This window comes from Epilithonimonas mollis, from assembly GCF_900142325.1.
Classification (GTDB): Bacteria; Bacteroidota; Bacteroidia; order Flavobacteriales; family Weeksellaceae; genus Epilithonimonas; species Epilithonimonas mollis.
Window position 1 is genome coordinate 499,677 of the sequence record NZ_FRAM01000001.1, and the last position, 21,350, is coordinate 521,026.

General features: G+C 36.2%; 14 protein-coding genes. 11 read left to right on the forward strand and 3 right to left on the reverse strand.

The annotated features are described in order from the left end of the window. Window positions 1–37 precede the first annotated feature (37 nt). The 9 genes from BUA97_RS02215 to BUA97_RS02255 all read left to right on the forward strand — a co-directional run bounded on the left by BUA97_RS02215 (window position 38) and on the right by BUA97_RS02255 (window position 10,995). Complete coding sequence (locus BUA97_RS02215) at window positions 38–1,792, forward strand: discoidin domain-containing protein (protein ID WP_072996228.1); 1,755 nt, start codon at window positions 38–40, stop codon at window positions 1,790–1,792. A gap of 231 nt (window positions 1,793–2,023) precedes the next feature. Beyond that, the gene (locus tag BUA97_RS02220; protein ID WP_072996229.1) at window positions 2,024–3,151 is read left to right on the forward strand and encodes an alpha/beta hydrolase; all 1,128 of its coding nucleotides are present in this window, start codon (window positions 2,024–2,026) and stop codon (window positions 3,149–3,151) included. Continuing rightward, window positions 3,144–4,547, forward strand: coding sequence for a M17 family metallopeptidase (locus BUA97_RS02225; protein ID WP_072996230.1), 1,404 nt, complete (start codon window positions 3,144–3,146; stop codon window positions 4,545–4,547). Before BUA97_RS02220 ends, BUA97_RS02225 begins: the two co-directional genes overlap by 8 nt. A 60-nt stretch (window positions 4,548–4,607) precedes the next feature. Next, window positions 4,608–5,813: an ATP-grasp domain-containing protein gene (locus BUA97_RS02230; protein ID WP_072996231.1), complete on the forward strand. Its 1,206-nt coding sequence runs from the start codon at window positions 4,608–4,610 to the stop codon at window positions 5,811–5,813. A 74-nt stretch (window positions 5,814–5,887) separates the two neighbouring features. Beyond that, on the forward strand, window positions 5,888–6,556 hold the full coding sequence (locus BUA97_RS02235; RefSeq protein WP_245795789.1) for an alpha/beta hydrolase-fold protein: 669 nt from the start codon (window positions 5,888–5,890) through the stop codon (window positions 6,554–6,556). A gap of 75 nt (window positions 6,557–6,631) precedes the next feature. Beyond that, window positions 6,632–7,582 (forward strand): ATP-grasp domain-containing protein, encoded by a 951-nt coding sequence (locus tag BUA97_RS02240; protein WP_072996232.1) that lies wholly within the window; start codon window positions 6,632–6,634, stop codon window positions 7,580–7,582. 127 nt (window positions 7,583–7,709) lie between these two features. After that, entirely contained in the window at window positions 7,710–8,813 is a 1,104-nt protein-coding gene (locus BUA97_RS02245) for a carboxylate-amine ligase (protein WP_072996233.1), read from the forward strand. Between the two features lie 111 nt (window positions 8,814–8,924). Further along, complete coding sequence (locus tag BUA97_RS02250) at window positions 8,925–9,761, forward strand: type 1 glutamine amidotransferase (RefSeq protein ID WP_072996234.1); 837 nt, start codon at window positions 8,925–8,927, stop codon at window positions 9,759–9,761. Between the two features lie 52 nt (window positions 9,762–9,813). After that, window positions 9,814–10,995, forward strand: a complete 1,182-nt coding sequence (locus tag BUA97_RS02255; protein WP_072996235.1) for a hypothetical protein — start codon at window positions 9,814–9,816, stop codon at window positions 10,993–10,995. Window positions 10,996–11,019: 24 nt separating this feature from the next. On the opposite strand, the gene recF is transcribed toward BUA97_RS02255, so the two are convergent. The 3 genes from recF to BUA97_RS02270 form a co-directional block, all read right to left on the reverse strand. Next, window positions 11,020–12,099: a DNA replication/repair protein RecF gene (gene recF / locus BUA97_RS02260; protein WP_072996236.1), complete on the reverse strand. Its 1,080-nt coding sequence runs from the start codon at window positions 12,097–12,099 to the stop codon at window positions 11,020–11,022. Between the two features lie 69 nt (window positions 12,100–12,168). Continuing rightward, window positions 12,169–13,962 (reverse strand): hypothetical protein, encoded by a 1,794-nt coding sequence (locus tag BUA97_RS02265; RefSeq protein WP_072996237.1) that lies wholly within the window; start codon window positions 13,960–13,962, stop codon window positions 12,169–12,171. 29 nt (window positions 13,963–13,991) lie between these two features. Continuing rightward, the gene (locus BUA97_RS02270; protein ID WP_175546162.1) at window positions 13,992–14,753 is read right to left on the reverse strand and encodes a UbiA prenyltransferase family protein; all 762 of its coding nucleotides are present in this window, start codon (window positions 14,751–14,753) and stop codon (window positions 13,992–13,994) included. 55 nt (window positions 14,754–14,808) lie between these two features. On the opposite strand from BUA97_RS02270, the gene BUA97_RS02275 reads away from it, so the two are divergent. Together BUA97_RS02275 and BUA97_RS02280 are read left to right on the forward strand one after the other, a co-directional pair. Further along, entirely contained in the window at window positions 14,809–20,799 is a 5,991-nt protein-coding gene (locus tag BUA97_RS02275) for an alpha-2-macroglobulin family protein (RefSeq protein WP_072997180.1), read from the forward strand. An 87-nt stretch (window positions 20,800–20,886) separates the two neighbouring features. After that, window positions 20,887–21,339: a hypothetical protein gene (locus BUA97_RS02280; RefSeq protein ID WP_139258190.1), complete on the forward strand. Its 453-nt coding sequence runs from the start codon at window positions 20,887–20,889 to the stop codon at window positions 21,337–21,339. Window positions 21,340–21,350: the final 11 nt, after the last annotated feature.

Genomic DNA, 21,350 nt, shown 5'->3' on the forward strand with positions numbered 1-21,350 from the left:
ATATTTTTCAATATATTCGGAATTAAAATAAATTTAAATGAAAAATTTACTCTTAATAATTTCTATTTCGGTCGTATCTCTATTGTCTGCGCAGCAAAAAACCTACTGCAATCCTATTAATATAGATTACGGCTACACACCTTTCGAGGTTTTTTCCAGGCAAGGAAAACACCGGGCAACAGCCGATCCTGTAATTGTCAATTTCCAGAAAAAGCTTTTCCTGTTTTCCACAAATCAGGAAGGTTATTGGTATTCTGACAACATGCTGGATTGGAAATTTGTCCACAGAAAATTTCTTTTAGATAATAAATATACGCATGATCTGAACGCTCCAGCAGTTTGGGCGATGAAAGATACGCTTTACGTTTTCGGCTCCACTTGGGAACAGGATTTCCCGATTTGGAAAAGCACAAACCCAACAAAAGACGATTGGAAAATCGCTGTTGATACTTTGAAAGTCGGCGCATGGGATCCGGCTTTTCATTATGATGAAGACAAAGACAAGCTGTATCTTTATTGGGGTTCCAGCAACGAATGGCCACTTCTCGGAACCGAAGTCAAAACAAAAACTCTGCAGTCGGAAGGTTTTGTAAAGCCAGTTATCCGACTAAAACCTGAAGACCATGGCTGGGAAAGATTTGGAGAATATAATGACAATGTTTTTCTTCAGCCTTTTGTGGAAGGCGCATGGATGACTAAGTATAAAGACAAATATTATCTTCAATATGGTGCACCCGCTACGGAATTCAGTGGTTATTCTGATGGTGTATACGTTTCCAAAAATCCTTTGGAAGGCTTTGAATATCAGCAGCACAATCCGTTTTCCTATAAACCTGGAGGTTTTGCGAGAGGCGCAGGGCACGGAGCAACCTTCGAAGATAATTTTGGAAACTGGTGGCACGTTTCGACGATTTTCATTTCGACAAAAAATAATTTTGAAAGACGATTAGGAATCTGGCCAACAGGTTTTGATAAAGATGATGTAATGTACACCAACACAGCTTACGGCGATTATCCAACTCTTTTGCCGCAATTTGCCCAGGGAAAAGATTTTTCAAAAGGATTATTTCCTGGGTGGATGCTTTTAAATTACAATAAACCTGTTCAGGTTTCATCGACTTTGGGCGGTTATCATTCTAATTATGCTGTGGATGAAGACATCAAAACATACTGGTCTGCCAAGACCGGAAATTCCGGTGAATGGTTCCAGACGGATCTAGGGGAAGTTTCTACTATTAATGCGATTCAGGTTAATTATGCTGACCAAGATGCAGAGTTTATGGGAAAAACGCTTGGCAAGATGCATCAATACAAAATCTATGGTTCTAACGATGGCAAAAACTGGAAAGTAATTGTCGACAAATCTAAAAATCAAACCGATGTTCCTCACGATTACATCGAACTTCAAACGCCTGTGAAAGCAAGATTCCTGAAAATGGAAAATCTGAAAATGCCGACAGGAAAATTTGCATTAAGCGGACTCCGGGTATTTGGAAAAGGAGCAGGCAAAGCACCTGGAAAAGTTCAGAATTTTGTTTCATTAAGAGCCGACCCGAAAAAATATGGCGAAAGAAGAAGCATCTGGTTCAAATGGCAACAGAATTCTGATGCTGACGGATATGTCATCTATTGGGGAAAATCACCGGATAAATTATATGGAAGCATAATGGTTTATGGCAAGAATGAGTATTTCTTTACGGGTGCTGACAGAACAGATGCTTATTATTTCCAGATTGAAGCATTTAATGCAAATGGAATTTCGGAGAGAACCGAGGTTGTAAAATCGGAATAAATAATTAAGATTTTCGGACAGAAATTCAAGCTTTCGCAGTTAATCTTCGAAAGCTTTTTTATTTTTTAAGATTATTATTTCGAAAAATTAAATTTCCATTAATTCAACATTTTTAAAAATTAGATTAATATTTATTAATAAACTTAAATTTTAAAAGAAAAATACGCAACAATTTTTCATTAATAGAAATAATTTTATAAATTTATAATCAATTAACCGTATTAAAACAGAATGGAGTTTTTTCTGAATTCAGAAGATAATGATGACCGAGCAATTTTCATTACCGGAAATTTTAACAAATGGAATCCAAAAGATTCAAAATTCAAACTGGAAAAACTGGATGATCATAATTATTACATTCAGATTGCTGATGAAAAACTGGCTGACATTATCGAATATAAGTTTACAAAAGGCGGCTGGGAAAATGTAGAAATTGATAAATATGATAACATAACACCCAACAGAAAAGTCAGTAAGGACAAAAAGAAAACCCGGGATTGTGTAGAAAAATGGAGACTGAATTGGGGACCTTTCAAAAAAGAATTTTTCCCGATTGTGGAATTGGTGGATGATGAATTTTACATTCCTCAGTTGGACAGAACAAGAAAAGTCTGGGCGCTTTTGCCTTATGACTATTATAATTCGGAAAAAAAATACCCGGTCTTGTATTTGCAGGATGCCCAGAATTTATTCAATGAAGGTTCTGAATTCGGGAATTGGGAAATCGACAAAAAACTGGCCTTGCTTGCGGAATATGGGCGGGGTGAATTGATTGTAATTGCTGTAGAACATGGCAATGGCGACAGAATCAAAGAATATATTTTCGATAATGAAGATGTGACGAAAAATGCTGAGGGTAAAAAGTATTTAAGATTCATCACGGACACTTTGAAACCTTGGATTGATAAAAATTACAGAACAAAGAAAGACAGAGAAAACACAGGTATCGGCGGAAGTTCATTGGGTGGTCTGATCAGTATTTATGGTGGTTTCCTATATCCTGAAGTGTATTCAAAATTGTTGATTTTTTCGCCGTCACTTTGGGTAGAACCGGAAAATGATTTCCCAATGATAAACTTCACAAATCCTTATAAGATTAAAGTTTATCTATATGGAGGAAGATTGGAAGGTTCCAGAATGGTGGGAAGAATCCGCCTATTTGAAAAAGTACTGAGAAAGCTGACGACTCAGAAATCTTTTGATTTTGAAGTCAGAACCAATATTAATGATAAAGGAACGCATCAGGAATTTTTCTGGTCACAGGAATTTCCTAGAGCTGTGGAATGGCTTTTCATCGATAGTTTAGAAAGTCCGGTGAAAGCCAAAAACGAACTAGAAAAGAACGAAACCAATGATTAAAATTTATAATAAAAAAGAAAAAACGACTCAGAATATATTCCTGTTCAGCGAAGACGATTGGGAACAGGAAAAATCGAACCATCCGAATGTTGAATTGTTTTTCAACGGAAAAAAGAATGAAATTTTCATCAAAACTAATTCAGATGAAATCAGTTTTTTCATTGGAATCGGTAAAGATTCAAAAGGTTTTGAAATCCAAGCAATAGCAAACAAATTTGCAAATGATTACAAGAAAAATATTCAATCTGTTCCGACTTCCGTTGTTTCAAAATTAGGATTGGATTTGACGGAAGAATTTGTGAAAGGTTTGTTTTTAGGAACTTATCTCTACCCTTTTGAAAAATCGCATCCGTTTTGGCAGGAGAATTTCGAACTTTATTTTGAGAACATTTCTGATAATGAAGCTAAAAATTTAGCCTTAAAAACCGAAGCACTTTGCAACGGACAATTTGCCGGAATGGAATGGCTGAACAAACCTGCTAATCACAAAAAAGTGCATCAGATTTCAGATTTTCTGAAATCAACGGCAGAGAAATATGGTTTAAACTACAAATCATTCAACAGAGAAGAATCGATAAAAGAAGGTTTAGGTGCATTTGTGGCTGTAAATCAGGGAAGTTCGCAGGAAGCCGCTTTTACGATCCTGGAATACAATTGCGGAAAAGCCGATGCAAAAACTTTTGGATTGGTAGGGAAATGCGTTTTGTTCGACACAGGCGGAATCTCCATCAAACCATCGGACAATATGCATTATATGAAAAGCGATATGGGCGGCGCGAGTGCTGTTATAGGTGCGTTAATTACTGCTTCTGAACTGAAATTACCTGTCAATATCATCGCCATTCTTCCGATTACTGATAATGCTGTATCGGAAAATGCATATTTGCCAAGCGACGTTGTTACAGCCTATAACGGAAAAACAATCGAAGTCCTGAACACCGATGCAGAAGGCAGACTGACTTTGGCAGACGGACTTTCGTACTTGTCAAAAAACTATAATACCGATGTTTTGATAGATTTGGCAACACTCACTGGAAGTTCTGTGCGGATGTTCGGCTACACTTGTGGTGCTTATTTTTCAAACAATGATGAGCTGAAAAAGAAACTGGAACGATCAGCCGACAAAACCAATCAGCGACTTTGGAATTTGCCACTTTGGGATATCTGGAAAGACGATTTCACTTCGGATGTTGCGGATTTTAAAAACATCTCGATGAAACCTTTCGGAGATTGCATTATTGCAGGAAAATTTCTGGAACAGTTTATAGAACGTCATGAGAATTGGGCACATCTGGATATTGCCGGCGTTGCTTTTGGAAATGTTGGTTATGCCAATGATAAAGCGGCAACGGGTTATGGCATCCAGCTATTATTAGATGTTTTGGAAAATTATTAAAATTAAAAAAGTAAATCATTGTAAATTTACTTCTACACCAATACAAATTTGAAATTAAATATGGAAAAAACGATTGTCTGCATTTCTTGCTATTACAAAGGCTACGACTTTATGGACGAGTGTAAAAAACTCGGCAATAAAGTCATTTTGATTACATCAGAGAACCTGAAAGAAAAGAACTGGCCTTGGCATGCTATAGATGAAGTATATTACATGCCAGAACTCGAGCCTTCCGTCTGGAATCTCGATCATCTGGTTCAGGGATTTGCTTATCTGATGAAAAATCATCAGATTGACGCTGTTATCGCCTTGGATGATTATGATGTGGAAAAAGCAGCGATGATCCGGGAAACTTATCGTATCCCGGGAATGGGACAAACGACACACCGTTATTTCCGGGATAAGCTGGCAATGCGTCAGCAGGCTAAAGACAATGGCATTTCCGTACCTGAATTTTCTTCCATTTTCAATGATGCAAAACTTCACCAGTTCACACAAGATGTTCCCGGACCTTGGGTTTTGAAACCACGTTCCGAAGCTTCTTCAAGCGGAATCAAGAAAATAAATTCTGCAGAAGAACTTTGGCCGGCAGTGGAAAATCTTGGTGATGAACGGTATAAATTTCTTCTGGAATCATTCAAACCGGGTGATGTCTATCATGTGGATTGTCTGGTTTATAATAAAGAAATTGTGTTTAGTTGTTATTCAAAATATCTTTCTCCGCCCATGAAGGTGTCGCACGAAGGTGGTGTTTTTCGCACTAAAACTTTGGAGAAAAATTCACAAGAAGCAAAAGGTCTGGAGAAAATCAACAAAGAAGTTCTGGAAAAATTCGGAATTCAGAATGGGGCAACTCACAGCGAATATATAAGAGGAATTGATGGACAATATTATTTTCTGGAAACATCTTCAAGAGTTGGCGGCGCACACATTCCTGATATGGTAGAAGCAGCGACAGGCGTGAATATCTGGCGGGAATGGGCAATTTTGGAAAATGCTTTGTTAACCGGCAATAAATATTCGGTAGAAGAATCTAAAAAATTATTTTCCGGACTCATCGTCGCTTTGGCAAAAGAAAAACATCCGGACACACACAATCTTCAAAATGAAGAAGTCGACAAATTCTTACCCATTGATTATCATATCGGTATTGTTTATAAAGCTGAAACTGCAGAAAAAGTGCAACAAAGATTGGATGAAGCCGCTTTAATTGTCACAGAACAAATCTTAAACATTCTGCCACCAAAAGACAAACCAACGAGCTAATTATTAACTGATACTGACAACTAAAAAAAGATGCCACAAATAACACATACAGATTACTATTCACATATCCTTGGATGAGCCTTCAGGTCGAGATCACAGGACATTTCGGATATCCGATTATTATGTTTCCCACTTCGCAGGGTTCTTATACTCAGAATGCCGATTTCCATTTGAACGGAAGCATTTCGCACTTTACAAATAATGGAATTTTGAAGTTATTTAATATTCAAACCATCGATAAATTCAGTTTTTATGACAAAGGAATTTCGCCTTATGAAAGAATCACAAATTATGAAATGTACGTTCAGTTTTTGGTCCAGGAATTCATTCCTTATATTCAAAGAACGCACAACACACATCGTATAGGCATTGCAGGCGCAAGTTTTGGAGGTTATCACGCCGCGAATTTTGCATTCCGGTTTCCTGATTTGGTTTCGCATCTTTTCTGCCTGTCAGGTGCTTTTTCTATCAGAAGTTTTATGGATGGCTATCAGGATCAATTGATTTATTTCAATTGTCCAGACGAATTTGTTAAAAATGACGAAGCTTGGAAATACAAGCATATGCACATTGTACTCAGCACATCTGACCGTGATATTTGCCTGGAGCCAACCAGAAAAATGGCAGGAATCTTAACCGAAAAAGGAATTAACCATTGGTACGATGAGCAAAAATGGATAGACCACGATTGGGTGCTTTGGCGAATGGTTTTCCCGAAATTCATCGGAACTTTCTTTGGTTAATCAATTAACTTTAAATAAATAAACATACAAACTTCAGACATCCAACATTGGACTTCTGACCAAAAACAAAACATTATGGCAAAAAAAATTGGAATTTTATTCGGAATGGAAGACACTTTTCCGTGGGCTTTTATTGATAAAGTTAATGAACTCGGGAAAGGCGAATATATTGCAGAACCTGTTCAGATCGACAAGCTGGAACAAGGTGCAGATTATGGCTATGCTGTGATTATCGACAGGATTTCGCAGGATGTTCCTTTTTACAGAGCTTACCTTAAAAATGCTGCTGTGAATGGAACTTACGTCATCAACAATCCTTTTTGGTGGAGTGCAGATGAGAAATTTTTCAACAATGCATTGATGTCAAAAATCGGTATTCCGTTGCCGAAAACAGTTCTTTTGCCTTCTCACGAAAGACCAACCAACACATCAGAAACTTCTTTCAGAAATCTGAAATTCCCTCACGATTGGGAATACATTTTCGACTATATCGGATTTCCGGCTTATATGAAACCGCATGATGGCGGCGGCTGGAGAAATGTTTACCGTGTTGAAAGTCCGGAAGATATGTGGGCAAAACACTCTGAAACAGAGCAACTGGTGATGATGGTTCAGGAAGAAATTGTTTTCGAGGACTATTATAGAGTGTATTGTCTGGGCAGAAAATATGTTCACATTATGCCTTACGAACCGAGAAATCCACATCATTTGAGATATGCAACCACGCATCAAACAGAAGGAAAAGAACTTGAAAAACTACTTAAAACCATTACAGAATATACTCTGAAAATGAATGAAGCTTTGGGTTACGACTTCAACACAGTGGAATTCGCGGTGAGAGACGGCATTCCTTATGCGATTGATTTCTGTAATCCTGCGCCAGATGCAGACAGAAATTCTGTTGGTGAAGAAAATTTCCAATGGATTGTAGAACACGCCGCAAAACTGGCCATTGAAAAAGCAAAAGATTACAAGCCTGGAAAAATCAATATCGAATGGGGGAAATTTGTAACCAATAAACTTTAAACTATTATAGTCTTTATGTCAGTTTAGAGCAAGCAAAAAAGGATTTCCGTTCAAGTCTGGCTGCGTGAAATTCTTCTTAAAATTATAAATATAACTAACTACTAACTAATTAACACAAAAGAAAAAAATGCACAGATTTACCATAGGCGTTGAAGAAGAATATCAGATCATCGATGCGGAAAGCCGCGATTTGGTTTCTCACGTTTCCAAAATAATAGAAGGAGGAAAAGCAGTTCTCAGCGAAAATCTGAAACACGAGATGCACGAGTCCGTTGTTGAAATGGAAACAGGCATCTGTGAAAATATTCAGCAGGCTCGTCAGGAACTGACCGACCTGCGAAGACATCTTGTGAAAACAGCCCACGAGCAAGGCTTGCGAGTTTCCGGAGGCGGAACGCATCCTTTTTCCCACTGGAAAGATAATGTCATCACAAAAGACGCACGTTATGACAAAATCGTCAGCGATATGGGCGATGTGGCGAGGTCGAATCTGATTTTCGGTTTACACGTTCACATCGGAATTCCTGACCGTGAAGAGGGAATTAGAATCCAAAATGTGATGCGTTATTTTTTACCACACGTTTACGCATTATCCACCAACTCTCCTTTCTGGGTTGGAAGACTGACAGGTTTTAAATCCTACAGGCAGGAAGTTTTTGCCAAATTCCCAAGAACCGGATTACCTAGCTATTTCGGGAGTGTCGCAGAATTCGACGCGTACGTCAATCTGATGGTTAAAACCGGAACGATTGATAATGCTAAAAAAATATGGTGGGACTTACGCGTTCATCCTTTTTATCCTACAATTGAATTCAGGATTTGCGATATGCCGATGACAATTGACGAAACCGTTTGTCTTGCGGCGATTATGCAGTCTTTGGTCGCAAAAATCTACAAAATGCATCAGCAAAATACGAGCTACAGAAGTTATAGAAGATTACTTTTAACCGAAAATAAATGGCGAGCCTCAAAGGATGGAATCGATGCACATTTGATTGACTTCGGGAAAGAAGCAAGTGTTCCTTATCGTGAACTTTTGGAAGAATTGCTGGCTTTCATTGATGATGTTGTGGACGATTTGGGTTGCAGAAATGAAGTAGAATATGCTAGAGAAATCTGCAAGATGGGAACTGGTGCAGACAGACAACTGAAAGTCTTTAACGAAAGTGGCGGCGATTTGAAAAAAGTAGTGGATTATATGATTTACGAAACAGAGAAAGGACTTCTGTGATTAATAATGATCAGTAATAAATTATTGACAACCACTATTTAACTGTCAGAAATTTACAACCTATAAATTGAATCAATTTTAAAATTCTTAATTTTGTGTAAATTTATGAATATGAGTAAAAATGATGTAAGAATTGCGCTTCTTGATATGAATAATAATCATCCTAATCAAGGGATGAGAAATATAAAAGAACTTTCAAAAACCTTTCAGGATCAGTCGGAATATGATGTTGCTGTAGAAATTTTTGATGTCCGATATAAAAATGAAATACCTCATCTTGAAGATTTTGACATTTTTATTTCGTCAGGCGGACCAGGAAATCCACATCGTGAGGGTTATGAATGGGAAAACAGATACGCCGACTTTTTGGATCATATCTGGGAACATAACAGAATCAACGATAATAAGAAATACCTGTTTCTGGTCTGTCATTCTTTTCAGTTGGCGGTTATCCATTTTGGAATTGCCAATGTCTGCAAACGCAAGTCCTACTCTTTCGGTGTGATGCCAATTCATAAATCTGAAGAAGGGGATAACGAATTTCTTTTCAAAAACCTTCCCGACCCTTTCTATGGTGTAGATTCCAGAGCATACCAATGTATCGAACCAAACCAACAAAAAATCGAGGAATTGGGAATGAAAGTCGTAGCATTGGAAAAAATCCGACCCGCCGTTCATTTGGAAAGAGCCGTGATGGCAGTTCGTTTTTCTGATGAGATCTTCGGCACACAATTTCATCCGGAAGCCGATCCAATTGGCTTTTTGAAAAATCTTGAAAATGAAAAAAACAAGCAAGCGATGATAGAAACTTTCGGCATGGAAAAATACCTGGAAACCATTGACCGAATGAATGACGAAGATAAAATTATCCTGACGCAGGCACAGATCATCCCGAGATTTTTACAACTCGCTGCTGAACAAATTACCAAAAAATTAGTATTTGATTAATAGTTGTCCACAAATAAAACTAAAACCAATACATACAGCCAAAACACAAATTATGATTCCAAAATACAGAACACAATTCAATACAGAATTTTCTCAGGAAAAATATCAAAAGACAAACGAAATAATAAAACAGAAATGCGGTCACGAAGCCGCTTTTCGACTTTCTGAAAGTCCGATTTTCCTTACTCAGGATTTTTGGCAAAAACTGAATGATACATCTCAGTCGATTATTTCTCAGATCAGGGAAATGTCTGAAGGAGAATTGACAAAAGCAATTCCAGCCAATTGCAATGTTCCAAATGATACAAAAAAACCGCATTTTTTAGCCATTGATTTCGGGATTTGCAAGGATGACAAGGGAGATATTATTCCGCAACTGATAGAGCTTCAGGCTTTTCCGAGTTTATTTGGTTTCCAGAAATTATTTGAGGAAGTGATTACCGAAGTTTATCCTTTTTTGAACAGATTGAAAAGTTCCATTCCGCAAAATGAATACATCGAAAAGTTAAAGCAAGTCATTATAGGAGATGAAAATCCTGAAAATGTGATCCTGCTTGAGATCTATCCTGAAAGACAGAAAACTGCGATTGATTTTGTTTTGACAGAGCAATATCTTGGAATCCGAACGGTTTGCCTGACAAAAATCAAGAAGCAGGGCGAAAAATTATTCTACGAAAACAATGGCAAATTAATTCAGATTAATCGCATTTATAACCGCGTAATTTTTGACGAACTGGATAAAATCGAAGGCCTTGAAATAGAGTTTGACTTCCGGGAACATGTTGACGTAGAATGGATCACACACCCTAACTGGTTTTTCAAAATATCAAAATATATCCTGCCAAAACTTAAGCACGAATATGTTCCGAAAAGTTATTTCCTTTCTGATTTTCCTGAAACCGAAACATTGGAAAACTTTGTTCTGAAGCCTCTTTTTTCTTTTGCCGGAAGTGGTGTAAACCTGAATCCAACAAAGGAAACAATCAATAAAATTACAGATAAAAATAATTATATCCTTCAAAGAAAAGTATCTTACGCACCACTTTTTGAGGACATTAATGGAGATTTTTCTAAAGCTGAGATCCGATTGCTTTTTGCCTGGGATCAGGAAAAAGAAAACCCCGAGCTCATGATCAATCTTGTGAGAATGACAAAAGCGTCAATGGTAAACGTAGATTTCAACAAAAAAGATGCAATCTGGATTGGCAGTTCTATGGCTTTTGTAGAAGCATAAGATTGTAGATAAGTATTACTAAAATCAAATCTCAAAAATCCGGCTTTCTTCATTGATCCGCTTTACCACATTTTCCGTGCGTTCTTTGTGCGTGTCAGTAATGAAAATCTGTCCGAATTTTTCTTTGTTGACCAATTCTATCAATTGAGAAACCCTGGTATCATCCAGTTTATCAAAGATATCGTCCAAAAGAAGAATCGGAGATTTCCCGGTCAATTCTTTAATCCTGTTGATCTGAGCCAGTTTCAAAGCAATTAAAAAAGATTTCTGCTGACCCTGTGAACCAATTTTCTTGATAGAATTCCCATTCATTTCAAACAGCAGGTCATCCTTATGCGTCCCTTTTGATGTATAGGTCAAAACACGGTCCTTTTCGATGCTTTGGGATAAAAGACTGAAAAAATTCTCCGTTAAAAGATGGGATTCATAAATAACATTTACATTTTCTTTTCCGCCGGAAATGATTTCGTAATAATACTGAACAATTGGATTGAGTTTCCGGACAAAATCTTTTCTTTTTTCAAAAATCCTTGTTCCATAAGTGGAAACTGGCTCGTCATAGATCTCCAGCGAATCTTTATCAAAACTTCTGTTCTTCGCAAAATATTTCAGCAAGGCATTTCTCTGCTGAATCGTTTTCTGATACTGAATCAAATCAAAAAGATAAGATGAATCCGTCTGGGAAATCATTGCATCCAGAAACTTTCTTCGGCTCTCTCCGGAATCGGAAATCAGATTGGAATCGTACGGCGAAATCATTACACTTGGCAGATAACCGATATGATCGGCCAATCTGTCGTAGCTTTTATCATTCTTCCTGATGACTTTCTTGGAATCTTTTGGCTGAAGGATTTTGATGATATCTTCTTTTTCTTCATTCAGAATTTCTGATTGAATGACGAAAAAATCGAGACCTGTGTTTATATTATTAAAATCAGAGTTTCCCAGAAAACTCTTACCAACAGAAAGGTAGTGCAACGCATCCAAAACATTGGTCTTACCTACCCCATTGTTCCCGACAAAACAATTGATCTGCGCCGAAAAATCAAAATTCAATTCTGAATGATTTTTAAAATTGATGAGTGAAAGCTTCTTGATGACCATTATAAGAGAAATTTGCAATTACAAAAGTCGTCTAAAAATAAAAGTTTTCAAAATTTATTACCAAATGATTTAATTTCCAAAATTCACAAAATGCGGAACTTCGGCCGCAAAATTATGAATCGGCATCATACTGTTCCGGTAGCTGTTAAATTCGAAAACAGGATTATTGTCAAACGGAACACGCGGATAATAAATAAAGGAAATTTGAATTCTATTGAACACCAGGTAAGGATTATTAATCAAAACACCGAGTCCGACTTTGGTATTCACATTGGTTTTCAGTAATTTTTCATCAGGAACACCAAGCCAGCCGAAAGCTGTCGTCAAATAGGGACTGAAATGGAAATTTTTCCATGTTTTATTAATGAAAAACTGAAGCTGGTATCTTAGAACCAATTTCTTCGTGCCGATATAATCATACGTGTAAACAGGAAACTCGTCCTGAGAAGAGAGACTGATACGGTCTTTGTAAGAATAATTATTCTGAGGATTTCCCAAAGCTAAAGTTGGCGAAAAGAAATGCCGGACTTTTGCAAACCTCCAGTCCATAAGATTGGTAAAATAAGTACCATCCAGGCGGAATGCGTCACGGTTGATCCTTTCCTCATTGAAAAACCTTCCGAACTGTGCTTTAACATTAAAATATCCGATGTTTGTAAAATCACCATAAGCAGCAGAAACACCTGCATAAGGAACGACATCCTTACTCCTGGAAAGAAATCCTGCAGTAAAATTAAAAGAATTCCCATAAGGAATATCTTCCGGCAAATCATATTGGAAAACCTGCTGCTGAACAGAGAATTTTCTTTGAATGAATCCTGCAGATGCTAAAAAGCTGTTATAGGAACGGAAAAATTTGTATTGATCTATTCCCGGACTGTCTTTATACTGATAATTTTGAAAACGACCGATTAAAGCGATGTTGCTGGAGATTCTTTCTTTCGGATTGGATGAAACTGGAATCTGATAGCCAGCCCAAAAATCCTGACTGTAAACTTTGATCTGAACTTCCGGGAATGATGTGACATCTTCCATTGGCAAAGCTACATTACGCATAAAATATTCGAAGGTAAAGCCGCCGGCCCATTTTGTCAGCGGTGAGAAAAAATCCCGCCTTGCGCTAAGATTGATCCTTTCATTCTTCAGGAAGTCTCGCTCGCCTAAAATCTGAGCATCGATGTAACTGCCAAATAAATTATTGGCAAGATAACTGCCGTAGAAATAATCCTGTTTTTCTTTGGAATCATTTCGGTAAAGAAAATCAGTTTCATGACCAAGTCCGAGGAAATTTTCTTCTGTTACACCCAATCCGATTTTGCTTCCGGAATAACTTAATCTGGGTTTCAGACTCCAGGAATCCAGCACTTTAACAACAATATCAATTGAATCCGTGGTCGTGTTTGTCACCGCAATATTTACACGGTTTACAAAAGGCATCTCTCTTAGCAAACGTTCAGATTCGTAGAGTTTCTGAGCGTTATATTCTTCATCTTTTTTGAAAAGAAGATAATTATCAACGGTAGAAATTCTCGTGTTGGAATGAAGATGGTTCGTGAACCAATCATACCATTTGGACTTTTCTTTTTTCTCTTTTGTGTTGTATCCGAATGGATCGATTGTTTCTATTCTTATATTCCGGATAAACTTTCCGTCATAACTTTCCTGGGACTGTTTCGCAGTTCTGGAAGATACTGAAGCCGAATCCGCTTCGCGACGAAATATAAAACGATGGATGAATTTTGTAAATTTTCTTTTATCCGAAAATTCCTCAATCTTATAATAGATCGAATCTTTTTTTTCCTGTGCCCTGACAAAGGAAAAAAAACAAAAAAACGGAATGATCAAGAAAATCGATTTATTCATCAATATTTTATTTTAGCCAATCTGCAATATCAATTTACAAGCCAATAAATTAAAAGCCCTACCATAGGCAATCCACTGCAACTTTCCACCATAAAGGAAAAGTACGATTCGTTATTATCATTTTCTGAAAAATAAATTAATATAAATGTGATTATTGTTGTAAAAAGAAAGCAAACCGCAAATCCAAAGTTAAGATAAAAAACGCTCAGCAGGCAAGAAATAAAAACTAATATGTAAGCAATAGCTTTTGTCCATCCGACACCAATCAGAATTGGAAAAGTAATAACATCATCACTGTTCATATCCCTGATATCAAATGGTAAAACCAAAGCTGTGACGAACAGCCAGGTAATAATGAAAATTTCCCAGTCAAAGTCCGGAAGAATCAGCCAGGAGTTAATCAAAGCCCAGGTCAAACCAACATAAAAAATCTTGAATAATGGAATCTTCCGAATAAATTTTTCAAGAAAAAAAGAATTGTAAAGCAAGCCAAGAATAACAATAATCGCCCATTTCAAAAGTCGGATTTCATTATGATTTTTCAGAATAAGAATCACACTTATAATTCCACATATAAAATTGAAAATCAGTATTTTGAAGAATATTTTTCTGTCATACTGATACTTAGTGTAAAGATAACCGCTAAAATAAGTAATAAAAATCAAAAGCAAACTAGGCCAGCGGAATATGTTTTGCTCCAGCATGAAAAAAGCAGCCAGACCAGTTCCCATCAAAGAAACATATATCTGACTGTCAATGACATATTTTTTTGCTAAATTTAAAATCGACATTTTATTTTAACAAATGTCGGAAAAAACTATCTTACACTCTAGAAAAAATAAACTTATGAACTCTATAAAGTCAGTTTCAGTATTCTTGCTGATGCTTATCACTATAAATTTTTCTGCACAAAATTATTATGACCAGCAATGGAAAAAAGTCGAGGACAATTATAAAAAAGGAACTTACAAATCCAATCTCCCGGTCATTCTCGAAATACAAAGTCAGGCTGTGAAAGATAACAATTCAATTCAGTTGATTAAATCTCTGAAAGCGGAATTCAGTATCACCAAACAGACTTATGATGATGTCAAAAATGATGAAAAGTCTGTTTTTTTCGCAAAACTTAAAAGTACGGAAGCCAAGTTGAAAGGCGACGAAAAGCAATTGTTTTATCTTCTGACTTTGGAATTTATCAATGATTATTATCAGAACAATTCCTGGAAAATTAATCAAAAAACTAACATTGACAATGCAGACTTGTCGCAAATAGAAACCTGGAGCAAGCTGGATTTCAAAAACTATTTATCCAAAAATTATTCGGAATTAGAAAAAGACAATGCTGCTTTGAGAAAAATACAGATGAAAAAATACAGCGAAATATTTGATGTGACGGACAATTTCGAATATTTCCCAACTCTTGCCGACTGGTACAATTATAATTATCTTGAGTTTCTTAACAATCAGAACTTTTTCACACCGAATGAACTGAAAGTCAATACCAAGAGAATAAATGAAATTTATAACTCGGAAATTGCATCGCTTTCGGGAAATGCTCAGTTGTATTTCAGACATCAAAAAATCAATTATAATTGTGAATTAAATAATTGCAAAGACAAATTGGCTCACCTTGAAAAATTGGTTCAAGACGAATCTGCAAAAGGTGACTACAAAGTTTTGATTATTGATGATATAATAGAGATTCTTCAGGAAAAACAGGATTTCAAGCAAGCTTTGATTTGGGCAAATAATGCAAAGGAAATGTTTCCGAAATCGAAGTTCATCAATAATATCAAGAACAAAGAAAATCAAATCAAAAATCCTCAATTGAATTTGTTTTATGAAAATGAAACACAAAGCAACAAGCCGATTCATATTGTTGCCGAAGGAAAAAATATCAAAAACTTTTCATTAAATATTTATAAAGCTGATGACAATGCCGGTTTTCTGAATTATGTTTTTGATTCTTATAAAACACCATTTGCGAAAGTCAGAAAATCGTTGATAAGAAAAGACCAATTCACTTTGCCCGAATCTTCGGACTTCAAAACGCATAAAACTTCTTTGGAGCTGAAAGCACTTCCGCAGGGGATTTATCTGGCAGAATATATTGTTGAAAATTCAGTACAGGAAAATTATTATTTCATCGTTTCAGATTCTAAAATTGTCTTTTCTAAAAAAGATGACGCAAATCCAAAAGCGAATATCCTGAAACTCGTTAATAACGAAAACGGAAAAGCTTTTGCGAATGAAACTCTTGAAATCACAGAATATGTTCGAGGAAAACAAATCGTAAAACATTCGGTTAAAACCGATGCATCGGGGAATTTCCAAATTCCGAATTCTGACAACAAAGACTACTACAGAAATTTCCTCATTAATAACGGGAACAATTTCTCAATGATAAATGTTTATGGTTATGATAATTACAATAACCGAAACAAGTCTCAAAACCAGGAATCAGCCCAAATTTTCCTTGACAGAAAAATCTACAGACCTGGACAAATTGTTTATTTTAAAGTTATAGCAACAGGAATCAACGGTGAAACTCAGAAAGTTAAAGTCCTTGAAAAGGTTCCTTTGAATATCACTTTACAAGATGCCAACGGCGAAGAACTGCAAACTCTGAAACTGACAACCAATGAATTCGGTTCTGTTAGTGGCAGTTTTACGCTTCCAAAAAACAAACTGAATGGAAACTTTAACATCCAAGTCAAAGAAAGCGACAATACTTCAGGTTACAACATTTCCGGGTATATGGATTTCCAGGTTGAGGAATATAAACGTCCCAAGTTTGAAGTGACTTTTGAACCGATTAAAGACGAATATAAGTATGGTCAAACTATTGAACTGAAAGGAAAAGCGATGATGTTCTCAGGCGTTCCTCTTAGCAACTCAACAGTGAATTATGAAATCAAAAAACAGAATATCCGTTGGAGATATTTCTGGTGGTATCCGCGCGGAAATGACAATGAAAATTCGATTTTGGGTAATGTGAAAACCAACGATAAAGGAGAATTTACCATCAAAATCGAGTTGAAAAAAGATGAAACGCTGGAAGGCATTCAGATTGATAATTATGCTATCAACGCTTCTGTGACAGACATCAACGGCGAAACGCAATCTGCGAATACGAATGTAAAAGTCGCTTCGGTTTCTCACTATATCACAGCGAACGACGCTTCGACAGGGCTCAGCATGACAGAATATTTTTCTGATGAAACTGTAAAACTGAACGTTGAAACCAAAAATTACAACGACCAAGTTCTGCCAAAATCTTACAACGTAAAATTGGAAAAACTGCAAGAACCAAAACAGATTTTCAGAGAGAATTTTGCTTCTGTTGTTCAGGATTTGCCGAAACTTTCTAAAGAAGAATTTGCACAGAAATTCCCGCACGACAGGTTTGATAAAAATGATGATGTGAAGAACTGGAAGGTGGAAAAAGTTATTCTTGATAAAATACAAAACACTTCGACTCCGCTCAGTGTGACAAAAAATTCAACAACCGACAACCAACAACCAACAACCAAATTAGATTTGGGAAAACTGGAAGCCGGAATCTACAAACTTCAATTGTATAATATCGAAGGAAAAGACACGATAAAAACGGAGCAATTCTTCAAAGTTTGGGACAAAAAATCGTTGGGTCAAAATCAAAATCCGTTTTTGGAAGTGATTAAACCAACTCAGGATTTTAAACGTGGCGAAAAAGCAAAAGTCTTTGTTTATTCGGCCGTTCCGGATGCTTTGGTCAATATTTTCATTCAAAATGGAAAAGGAGAAACGGTTACTGAAATTAAATCTTTCAAGAACGGAATTTTGGAATATGAAACGATGATTCCGAAAGACGAAAGTATCACGAGAGTGAATTTGCAGTTCCAATTGGTTGCTTTTAATGATGTAAAAACGGAATCGGTTGATTTGAAAATTGCGGATAGTAAAGATGATTTGAAAATCGAAACCGTGACTTTCCGGGACAAATTACAGCCTGGGCAAAAAGAAAAATGGACAATAAAAATTTCTGGCGCTGATAAGGAAAAAATCAATGCGGAAGTTTTGGCGAATATGTATGATAAATCGCTTGACCAATTTGCTGTGAATTCTTGGAGTTGGCAGAAATTCTATTCGCCTTTCTACCAAAGTTCTTATGAATTAAGAAATGGCTTGGAGCAGCAATATTATAATAAGAGATTCGAGTTTTTGAAGAATTATAATATTAATTCGCCTCAGTTTAATTGGTTTGATGGTAGACTTTATAATAGTAGTGTTAGAGCTGCTGGATTGAATATTGTTCAAGAAGCAGCACCAGCAGCAGATATAGTTATTAGAGGCGTAGCTTCTATACAAGATAGAGAAAAAACAAAAGATATGGAAGATGATGAAGAAGGAATGGAGAAGAGAACTGTTTCAATGAAAGTTGGTTCATACACTGTTGTTACAAAACAAGAAAATTTAGAAAAAATCCCTATCCGTCAAAACCTTAACGAAACGGCATTTTTCTACCCCAATCTTCTCACAGACAAAGATGGAAATGTTTCATTCGAGTTCACTTCCCCGGAAGCTTTGACACAATGGAAACTAATGTTTTTGGCTCATACCAAAGATGCAAGAACAGCAATTTTGGAAAAATCTGTAGTAACACAAAAAGAGTTCTCTATTACTCCAAATTACCCAAGATTCTTGCGAGAAGGCGACGAACTTAATCTTCAAACTAAAATCTCAAGTTTGGTCAATCAAAAATTAACTGGCGTTGCACAATTGCAGATTTTGGACGCTTTTACGAATGAAGATATTTCGGATAAATTCGGAATTACCACATTGACCGCGGTTTCCGGATATAATAAAGAGCAATCTTTTTCTTTGGATGCAAATGGAAATACATCCGCAATGTGGAAATTGAAAGTGCCGAATAATGTTTCTTCAATTATTATTAAAATCGTTGCTAACACTTCGACTCCGCTCAGTGCAAGAGGTAATTTCTCTGACGGTGAACAAAAAGCAATCGCAGTTCTTCCGAACAGAATGTTGGTAACAAATGCGCTTCCAATTTTTGTTAAAGAAGGACAAACGAAAACTTTTACTTTGGAGAATTTGAAAAATTCCAACTCTAAAACTCTGACTAATATTTCCAACACTTTGGAATTGACTACGAATCCGATTTGGGAGATTATGTTTGCGCTGCCAAGTTTAAAAGATGACACTAATAATTCTGCGGATGTTGTTTTCAACAAATGGTTTGCAGCTGTTTTGGCTTCAGAAATTTTTAAAGCGAATCCGAAACTTAAAACCGTTTTTGATGAATACCAATCCAAAGGTTTGTTGATTTCGAATCTTGAAAAAAATCAGGAACTGAAACAATTGTTACTGGATGAAACGCCTTGGGTTTTAGAATCGAAAAACGAAACAGAACAAATGCAGAAACTCGCCAGATTATTCGATGCGAATACGATGCGAAATTCCATCAATGATGATTGGTCAGAACTGGCAAAACTTCAAAATCCTGACGGTGGATTCAGCTGGTATCAAGGTTATCCGAGCTCTTATTACACTTCGCTTTACATATTGAAAAATCTGGGCAGAATCAATGAGTGGCTGAAAGGAAATGTGGCAGATTATCAAAGTTCTGAGCAAAAAGAAATGGTCAAAAAACTGGTTTCGTATGTGGATAATGAAGTCAATAAATATTGGTCTTCCTCCATAAATAAAACCAAAGATAATGTGGTCAATAATTTTGTATTGGATTATCTGGACACAAGAAATTACTGGGAAAAGGAATATGTTTTGAAAAATGAAGGTGCTAAATTAAAGTCAGCTGTCATCTCAAAAGCTAAAACCGAAAAAATCACTGACTTTACATTTTTCGGGTTGCATCGTTTGGCAATTTTGTTTAATAATTATGGATTAAAAGATGTGTCCAAAAAATTCCTGACTTATCTTAAAGAAACGTCAACAGAAACAGAAACTCAAGGTGTTTACTGGAAACAAAATCTGAATGACTGGGGCTGGTATTCTTCCAAAACGGTCAATCACGCAGGTGCTTTGGAAGCGTTCCAGAAACTGACGCCACAAGATGAAAATTTCATCGAAGAGATGAAAATCTGGCTGATTACTCAGAAAGAAGTGAATTCGTGGGGAAGTTCTCGTGGAACGGCAGAAGTAATTTTTACCATTCTGAATTCCGGAAAATCCTGGACAAATGCAGAATCGGACAAAGCAGAAATTACTTGGGGCGGAAAACAACTGAATCCACAAACGCAAGCAACCGGTTATGTTAAACAATCGATTAATTCTGATAAAATCAACAAAGATTTAGGAACAGTTGTCATCAAAAAAGAAAGCGCAGGAATTGTTCAGGGTGGATTATTCTGGCAATATTATGAAGACCTTGACAAAATCAAATCTTCGGAAAATTATATTTCGATTTCTAAGGAATTATACAAAAAAGTAAAGACCGAGAATGGTGAACAATTGATCAAAATCAATGAAAATTCGCCTATCAAAGTTGGAGATAAAGTGACTGTAAGAATGATTCTAAACACCGACAGAAATATGGAATTTATCCATTTGAAAGATATGCGTGCTGCAGGTTTCGAACCATTGAATGTGATTTCCGGTTATGAGTGGAAAAATAATCTGGGTTATTATCAATCTACAAAAGATGCATCTACCAATTTCTATATCGAATATATGCCGAAAGGGAAATATGTTTTTGAATATGATTATGTAGCGAATGCCAGCGGAACATTCTCAAACGGAATCACCACGCTTGAAAACTATTATGCACCGCAGATGAATGCACATACGCAGGGAACAAAGCTGAACATTACAGAATAATTTAAACTTTAAAATGTTAAAAAAACAATCAAATGAGGTCATTTGGTTGTTTTTTTTTATTTTTATCAGCTGATGAATGCAAACAATATGAAAGTACCTAATATTATATTATCAATAATATTTATCGGTATGATTTCCTGTTCTTTAAATAAAACTGAAACAACACCGATGAGCCAGGCGTCTACTGTTGAATTCGAAGAGGTAAACCATGTGAATGTAAAACTGATTGATTCTGAATACCGGATTCTGAAATCGCAGGCAGAGATCAACAGTATTTATAAAGTAATCAATCAGAATAATCCTTTGCCCAGAAAGAATCCTATTCCGTCTTATGATGAGAATGAATCCTATATCGTAATTCAGCCAAAAATTGAGAAATCGGATTTTTCTGTATCCAGAATCTTACAGACGGGACAAAAACTTAATATTGACATTGAAACCTTTGACAACCCTGAATTCAAGAAAAAAAACAATCCGGCAAGTATAATCAAAATAAATAAAAGCAACAGCTTTGAACAATTAGAAATTAAAACAACTTAAATATTTTAACA

Bases quoted from the DNA above. Each gene is read 5' to 3' on its own strand.
- BUA97_RS02215 (WP_072996228.1), top strand. From the start codon at position 38: ATGAAAAATTTACTCTTAATAATTTCTATTTCGGTCGTATCTCTATTG.
- BUA97_RS02220 (WP_072996229.1), top strand. From the start codon at position 2,024: ATGGAGTTTTTTCTGAATTCAGAAGATAATGATGACCGAGCAATTTTC.
- BUA97_RS02225 (WP_072996230.1), top strand. From the start codon at position 3,144: ATGATTAAAATTTATAATAAAAAAGAAAAAACGACTCAGAATATATTC.
- BUA97_RS02230 (WP_072996231.1), top strand. From the start codon at position 4,608: ATGGAAAAAACGATTGTCTGCATTTCTTGCTATTACAAAGGCTACGAC.
- BUA97_RS02235 (WP_245795789.1), top strand. From the start codon at position 5,888: ATGAGCCTTCAGGTCGAGATCACAGGACATTTCGGATATCCGATTATT.
- BUA97_RS02240 (WP_072996232.1), top strand. From the start codon at position 6,632: ATGGCAAAAAAAATTGGAATTTTATTCGGAATGGAAGACACTTTTCCG.
- BUA97_RS02245 (WP_072996233.1), top strand. From the start codon at position 7,710: ATGCACAGATTTACCATAGGCGTTGAAGAAGAATATCAGATCATCGAT.
- BUA97_RS02250 (WP_072996234.1), top strand. From the start codon at position 8,925: ATGAGTAAAAATGATGTAAGAATTGCGCTTCTTGATATGAATAATAAT.
- BUA97_RS02255 (WP_072996235.1), top strand. From the start codon at position 9,814: ATGATTCCAAAATACAGAACACAATTCAATACAGAATTTTCTCAGGAA.
- recF (WP_072996236.1), bottom strand. From the start codon at position 12,099: ATGGTCATCAAGAAGCTTTCACTCATCAATTTTAAAAATCATTCAGAA.
- BUA97_RS02265 (WP_072996237.1), bottom strand. From the start codon at position 13,962: ATGAATAAATCGATTTTCTTGATCATTCCGTTTTTTTGTTTTTTTTCC.
- BUA97_RS02270 (WP_175546162.1), bottom strand. From the start codon at position 14,753: ATGTCGATTTTAAATTTAGCAAAAAAATATGTCATTGACAGTCAGATA.
- BUA97_RS02275 (WP_072997180.1), top strand. From the start codon at position 14,809: ATGAACTCTATAAAGTCAGTTTCAGTATTCTTGCTGATGCTTATCACT.
- BUA97_RS02280 (WP_139258190.1), top strand. From the start codon at position 20,887: ATGAAAGTACCTAATATTATATTATCAATAATATTTATCGGTATGATT.